The sequence below is a fragment of the Desulfovibrio sp. DV genome (assembly GCF_001936595.1).
Classification (GTDB): domain Bacteria; phylum Desulfobacterota; class Desulfovibrionia; order Desulfovibrionales; family Desulfovibrionaceae; genus Solidesulfovibrio.
Window position 1 is genome coordinate 1 of the sequence record NZ_MLBG01000166.1, and the last position, 6400, is coordinate 6400.

5 protein-coding genes are annotated in these 6400 nt (G+C 63.3%); 1 reads left to right on the forward strand and 4 read right to left on the reverse strand.

Features of this window, described 5'->3' with window-relative positions; translation table 11 throughout:
- Positions 1-55: 55 nt before the first annotated feature.
- The 4 genes from DVDV_RS21205 to DVDV_RS21220 all read right to left on the reverse strand — a co-directional run bounded on the left by DVDV_RS21205 (position 56) and on the right by DVDV_RS21220 (position 4637).
- Positions 56-1567 carry a carboxypeptidase M32 gene (locus tag DVDV_RS21205; protein ID WP_075356564.1) on the reverse strand — a complete coding sequence of 504 codons (1512 nt, stop codon included), beginning with the start codon at positions 1565-1567 and terminating at the stop codon, positions 56-58.
- A complete protein-coding gene (locus DVDV_RS21210; protein ID WP_075356565.1) occupies positions 1564-2253 on the reverse strand; it encodes a hypothetical protein in 690 nt (229 codons plus the stop codon). Before DVDV_RS21210 ends, DVDV_RS21205 begins: the two co-directional genes overlap by 4 nt.
- Positions 2254-2329: 76 nt before the next feature.
- Positions 2330-3091 (reverse strand): molybdate ABC transporter substrate-binding protein, encoded by a 762-nt coding sequence (gene modA / locus DVDV_RS21215; protein WP_075356566.1) that lies wholly within the window; start codon positions 3089-3091, stop codon positions 2330-2332.
- 109 nt (positions 3092-3200) lie between these two features.
- A complete protein-coding gene (locus tag DVDV_RS21220) occupies positions 3201-4637 on the reverse strand; it encodes an outer membrane homotrimeric porin (protein WP_075356567.1) in 1437 nt (478 codons plus the stop codon).
- Positions 4638-5108: 471 nt separating this feature from the next.
- Here DVDV_RS21220 and DVDV_RS21225 point away from each other — a divergent pair.
- Positions 5109-6400: TrpB-like pyridoxal phosphate-dependent enzyme (locus DVDV_RS21225; protein ID WP_075356568.1), on the forward strand; the 1292-nt coding region annotated here is incomplete at its 3' end.

Consider the following 6400-nt stretch of genomic DNA (forward strand, 5'->3'; position numbering starts at 1 on the left):
TGCTGCCGCCGGAGCACTCTTCCTCTTTCTCTTCTTCTCCCCACTCTGCCTCGTCTCACCAGCCAACGCCGTAGATGGCCGAGGCCTTGGCCTTGAGATGGCGCACCAGCGGTCCGGCCGTTGGCGCCTGGCCGGTGGCGGCTGTCAGAAGCGCCCGGGGCCGCAGCAGCCGGCCTTTTTCGTGGATGGCCTGGCCAAGCCAGGTGAGCAGCGGGGCAAAATCGCCCGCCGCCATGCGGGCGGGCAGGTCCGGGATGGCCTTGCCGGCGGCTTCAAAGAGGCAGGCGGCGTAAATGTTGCCCAGGCTGTAGGTGGGGAAATAGCCGAACGCACCCGTTGACCAGTGCACGTCCTGGAGACAGCCCAGGGCGTCGGTCGGCGGTGTCAGCCCCAAAATCGCCTGTGACTTCTCATTCCAGGCGCCGGGCAGGTCGGCCACGGCCAGATCGCCCCGGATGAGCGCCAGTTCCAGTTCAAACCGCAGCACAATGTGCGGGTTGTAGGTGGTCTCGTCGGCGTCCACCCGGATAAGGCCCGGCTGGGTGGCCCCCACGGCCTTGAAGATATCTTCGGGCGACAGGCCGGCCAGTTGGGGAAATTCCCTGGCGGCCAGGGGCAGGGCGTGTTGCCAGAAGGGCAGGGACCGGGCCACCTGGTTTTCCCACAACCGCGACTGGGATTCGTGCACGGCAAAGGAGGCTGCCTCGCCCATGGGCGAGCCGTAATGGGCCGGTCCGCTATGGCCCAGGCTGTAGAGGGCGTGGCCGGTCTCGTGGACTGCCCCGAAAAAGGCCTTGGTGAAATCGGCCTCGTCAAAGCGTGTGGTGATGCGGGCGTCTCCGGGGCCGATGAGGGTCGAAAACGGATGGGTGGAGACGTCCAGGCGCGAGGACGTGTCGGGTAGGCCGATGCGGGCCGTGGTCTGGCGCAGGAGGCGTTCCTGGGCCGCCATCGGATACGGGCCGGCCGGCAGCGGGGCGGGTTTGGGGGCATCGGCCACGCGGGCCAGGATATCTGTTGCCGCGTCGCGCAGTTCGGCCAGGATCGGGGCGATGGCCGCCACGGTCTCGCCCGGCTCGAACAGGTCGAGCAGGGCGTCGTAGGCCTCGCCGGCATAACCGAGGGCCTCGGCCTTTTGCCGCGACAGTTCGAGCAAGGTGCCGAGATGTGGGGCAAAAGCAGTAAAATCGTTGTCCTTTCTGGCCAGCTCCCAGGCCCGCTGGCCGGTGCTGGCGGCCTGGGCCAGGGCCACGGCCAGGGATTCGGGAATTTTGGCGGCCTGATCAAAGTCGCGGCGCAGTTCGCGGATGTTGGCGGCCTGGGGCGAGGCGGCATCGCCGGTCAGCTCCGAGCTTTCGCAGGCCGCCAGCCATTCGCCCATGGCCGGATCGCTGGCCCGGCGGTGGAGGATGGCTGTCAGTGCTCCGATCTGCCCGGCCCGGCCGGCGTGGGCGGCCGGCGGGATCATGACCTGCTGGTCCCAGGAGAGGAGGCTTAAGGTCGAGGCGATATCGGCCGAGGCCCGGCTGTGGGCCATGAGCTTGGCATAGGCGTCGTTGGCGTTCACGGTTTTGCGCTCCTGGGCTGGGGTTTGGCGCTGCCGGTCTTGCGGGCGGCGACCATGCGTTCGTAGAGCGGCTGGTAGAAAAAGCTCACGTCGCCTTCGTTTAAATCCGGGTGGAAGGCGCAGTAGATGTTGACCTCGCCGATGGTCCAGGCGTGGTAATACTTGTCGCGGTTTTCCTGGGTGGGTGGGCCATAGGTCCGGGTGAGGCCGGCCAGGGCGGTCTCGTAGGCGGCCATGCCGTCGAAATTGATCCAGATGTGGTAGAACTGGTTTTTAAAGAACTCGTAGTAGGCCTCGCGCACCGTCGCGCCGAAAATGTCCTTTGGCCCCTGGGGCCAAAGGCAGGTGGTGGTACCGTTTTCGGCTGAGACGTCGAATTGGGCCAGTCCGGGCTGGGACGACGTCGGCGCACCCCAGGGGATGCCGCCGAAGCCGGGCGGTGGACCGGCCTGGGCCACGGCCGGCGGCGCGGTCTGTGTCAGGGGCGGCGGGGTGGCTTGGACTGTGGCCGGCGGGCCGGCTGGGGCAGCCTTGGCCGGTGGGGCGGCTTTGCCCGGGGCCGGTTGGGCCTTGGCCGCGCTTTGCGCCGGTTTGGCCGGTGTTTTGGAGGCGTTGCGGGCAGCGGGGGCGCAGGCGGCAACGAAGACGAGCAGCAGGATCGCGACAAAACGCGGGACAAAGGACATGCAGTACTCCGATCAAAACGGTCAAAACTCCGCCTGTCTATAGCCAATGCCGCAATGAAAGGGAAGGGAGCGGTATTTATTCCTGCTGCGTCGGCGGCGGAAGAAAGCCGAAACCGGACAGGGTCGAAACCACCTGGGGTGTTGCCAGATAGGCCAGAAAGTCGGCGGCCAGTTGTTTGTTTCCGGCAGCCTTGGCTCTGGCGGCGGTGTAGATGATGGGCGGGGTGAGGCTGATGGAGGCTGCCGTTTCCACGGCCTTGCCTGCGGCGGAAGCATCGGTTGCATACACGAAGCCCGCATCGATTTCGCCCTGTTCCAGGGCGGCCAGGACATGGCGCACCGATGGGTAGTAGACCAGTTTGGAGGTCAGGGCGAACCACAGGGCTTTTTGCTGCAAGGCCCGTTTGGCGTAGCGCCCGGCCGGCACGGATTCCGGGTTGCCGACGCCGATGCGCCGCACGCCGCCCAGGGACAGGCTGTCGAGTCCCGACACCCGGGCCGGGTTGCCGGCAGGCACGGCCAGCACCAGGGTGTTGCCGGCAAAGACCATGCGCGTGGCCGGATCGATCCGGTTGCGGTCAGCCGCCAGGGTCATGGTGTCGCGGTCGGCGCTGGCAAAGACGTCGCAGGCCGCGCCGGCATCCATGCGGCCCAGAAGCGCCCCGGAGGCGGCAAAGTCCAGATGGAGCGTGTCGCCGGGATGGGCGGCCTCGAAGTCGGCTTTGACGGCGGCAAAGGCGTTGATCAGGCTGGCCGCGGCAAAGATCGTGATTTCGCCGGCAAAGGCGGGCCGGCAGACGGCCAGGGCGAGCAGGATGGCGAGCAACAGACGTTTCATGTCGTTTCCCCGTTGTCGGACGTTTGCCTCGTATAGCCTAAGGCGACGCCAAGGAAAAGGGCCGGGAGGACGGCTTGTCCCCCCGGCCCTCGGGCGTGCCCGGGTGGGGCTAGAACGTGTATTTGAAGCCGAAGGAGGCCATCCAGGCATCGCCCACGTTTTTCGTGAAGCGACGGCTGGCGGTGTTCCAGATGCTGCCGTTGGGGTTGCCGTAGTGGGCCCAGCCGGTTTCCACGATCAGGGCCAGATTTTCATACAGCATGTACTTGGAGTCGAAGTTGGCACCGAGCACATACTCGCCGATGGCCAGATCCTTGCCCATGGTGAGGTATTTGCCGGTGCCGCCCGAGGCCAGGACGGCCTTGCGCAGTCCGGCCGGGGAGTTGTTGCCCCAGGTGGCGGTGAAGGTCAGGCGTTGGGAGAGCTTTTCCAGGAAGCTGATGTTTTTGATGGAACCGGTCAGACCCCAGCTGCCGATGGGGTTGACGCCCATGTCGTTCTTGGAAAGGTCCTGGCCGGTGGGGTAGAGGAAGGAGTTGCCCATGCCGAAATTGTTGGCGATCGACGGCAGCCGTTCCGAGCCGTTTGCGATGGAGTTGTCCTCGCCGGTGCTCCACCAGCCGCCGAGTTCGGGGGTGGCCCAGTCAAAGCCGGTGTACTGGACGGCGGCGTCGATGAACCAGCCCCGGCGTTCGTTGCGCTTGTAATCGGCCGAAGCGCCCTGGCCGTAAATGACGTCGCCGTAGAACTTCAGGGGATCAAGGGCGGTCAGTTCCAGGGACGTGCCGGCCCACCAGTAGGGATTGTCGGTATTGTTAAAGCCCGTGGGAGCGATGAAGGAACCGCCGGAGACCAGACCGTTTCGAATCGAGGTGACCGCGCCGGTGCTGGCCTTGCCGACAACGGCGGCCATGGCCCAGGGCGTGGCCTTGAAGCCGTCGATGATGATGGGCAGAGTCAGAAAATAGGCGTCCAGTTCGTCGTCCACCTGGGTGGTGGTGGTGTCATAGGTGCGGTTGACGTCGATGAGGCGGGAAAAGCCGGCAAAGACATTGAGGGTGTCCTTGATGATGGGGGCTTTGACCACCAGACCGGCAAAGGAGTTGGATTCGCGTTTCGAGGCCAGGACCACGGAGTCGTAAAAGATCGGGGACTGGGGCAGGGAGATGGGCTGGTAGCCGGCCGTCACCTCGATGTCGCAGGCGGGCAGTTTGAACTGCAGGTAGGCCTGATAGACTTCGATGGAAACGGTCGGATTGGCCGCCGTGTAGGTGCCATACCCCCAGGGCGTGTCGTTGACCCGGGTGCCAAGGCGGAATTTAACGGCCTCATTGGCCACGAAGTCGGAGCGCAGTCGCCAGCGCTGCCAGATCTCGAAGGCTTCTTCCGTCTGGGTGCCGGCAGCGTTCCAAGTGGTCCAGTTGTGGTTTTGGAAAAAGACGCCATAGGCCCGGAAGTCGCCTGCCATTTTGACTTCGGTCGCCGCCTGGGCGGTGGCCGAGGCCAGAAGCAGGCAGAACAGAAGCAGTGATACGACTCGTTTCATGCGTTCTCCTGTGTTTGCTGACAGTTTTTGGGTCGCGTTGCGGTTGTGTGGTTACCATCACGCCGTGACAATCGTGTTATCTTTCGGCAGCAACGTGGCAAAAATCGATCAGTCCTTTAACACGACCACTTGATCAGAACGCATGGCGAGTCCATGCAGGTCATGGTTGTGCATCGTAAAAAATATGACTTCATTGTTACTCGTTATTTATTTATTAAGTAAGCAGTATAACCGCATTGTCTAGTGAGTAATAGTGTGCTGTCGCATCTTTGCGAGCTTGTTGCTGGCGTACATGAAATGGAGCGATTGAAGCAATTCGACATATTGCGTTACTGCAACTCAGCGATGGCAGTATAATTGACACACCAATGAATCCGTGCTTAGATGACACTGGCTGCGTGGTCGGCCTTGTCTGGTTGCGCGTTTCCCCAGCCGGGGATCTATGAAATCATTCGGAAATCGGAGCGATACATGGAAGTGAAGATCAATCTGCCCGAGAGCGAGATGCCGACGCAGTGGTATAACGCTCTGCCGGACCTGCCCACACCCCTGGCCCCGCCGCTCGATCCCCAGACCAAACAGCCCATCAGTCCCGAGCAGCTCGAAGTCATTTTCCCCAAGGCCGTCATCGAGCAGGAAATGTCGCCCACCCGCTGGCTGCCCATCCCCCAGCCGGTGCTCGACATTTATCGCCTCTATCGTCCGACGCCGCTGGTGCGGGCCAAGCGCCTGGAACAGGCGCTTGGGGTCAAATGCAAGATTTATTATAAAAACGAGTCTGTCTCGCCGGCCGGGTCGCACAAGCCCAATACCGCCATCCCCCAGGCTTATTACAACAAGGCCGAGGGCGTGAAACGCCTGGCTACCGAGACCGGAGCCGGCCAGTGGGGCACGGCCCTGTCCTTTGCCTGTTCCATGATGGGCATGGAATGCACGGTCTACATGGTCAAGGTGAGCTACAACCAGAAGCCCTATCGCCGCATTCTCATCAATGCCTACGGCGGAGAGATCTTTGCCTCGCCCTCGGAAAACACCCGGACCGGCCGGGCCATGCTGGCCGAAGACCCCGACTGCACCGGGTCCCTTGGACTGGCCATCTCCGAGGCCGTGGAAGACGCCGCCACCCATGACGACACCAAGTACGCCCTGGGCAGCGTGCTCAACCATGTTCTGCACCACCAGACCATCATCGGCCTTGAGGTGGAAAAGCAACTGGCCATGGCCGGGGACAGGCCAGACTATCTGGTCGGTTGCGTCGGCGGCGGCAGCAACTTTGCCGGTCTGGTGCTGCCCTTTTTGCCGCGAAAGCTCTCCGGCGAAGCCATCCGGTTCATTGCCGTCGAACCCAAGGCCTGCCCGACCCTGACCAGGGGGCAGTTCCGCTATGACTATGGCGACGTGGCCCGGCTTACGCCGCTGCTCAAAATGCACACCCTGGGGCACGCCTTCATGCCCGCCCCGATCCACGCCGGCGGCCTGCGCTACCACGGCGACGCGCCCATCGTGTGCAATCTGGCCAATGAAGGGTTGGTGGAGGCCTCGGCCTACTATCAAACCGAGTGTTTTGAAGCGGCCCAGCTGTTTTTGCGCACGGAAGGCTTCCTGCCTGCGCCGGAAACCTCCCACGCCATCAAAGGGGCCATCGAGACGGCCAAAAAGGCCAAGCCCGGCGAGTCGGTGGTGTTTCTCTATTCCGGCCACGGGCTCCTTGACCTCGCTTCCTATGACGCCTTCCTGCAGGGCAAACTGACGGATTTTGCCTA